The organism is Paraburkholderia sp. EG286B, assembly GCF_040965655.1.
GTDB lineage: Bacteria > Pseudomonadota > Gammaproteobacteria > Burkholderiales > Burkholderiaceae > Paraburkholderia.
This window is the reverse complement of sequence record NZ_JBFRCF010000211.1, coordinates 1-292: the sequence shown is the minus strand read 5'-3', so window position 1 is coordinate 292 and position 292 is coordinate 1. Positions and strand designations below refer to the sequence as shown.

Below are 292 nucleotides of genomic sequence, written 5' to 3'. Positions count from 1 at the left end.
GATGTTCGTGTTCGGTCTGCTGGAGACGAAGCCGCTGCGAGTCGTGCCGTCGCGCGTCTCGCTCGGCGTGTATGCGGTGGTCGTGTTCGGCGGCGTCGCGGCGCTGTACCCGGTGCTGCGCGACTACAACCGCGCCGAGGTGCTGTATTACGGACAGCACCCGGCGCGCGACTACGGCGACGATCCTTCGCGCCTGTTCGGCGCGTGGGGCGACTACGGCATGGCCACGCTGTTGCCGCTGAACGCCGCGAGCCTGCCGAGCAAGCTCTACGCGCATCAGCGCGCCATCGCG

At 69.2% G+C, this 292-nt stretch carries 1 protein-coding gene; it reads left to right on the top strand.

What is annotated here, in order from left to right; all coding sequences use genetic code 11:
* On the top strand, nucleotides 1-292 hold a 292-nt coding region (locus tag AB4Y42_RS44460), incomplete at both ends, for a Wzy polymerase domain-containing protein (RefSeq protein ID WP_368697925.1).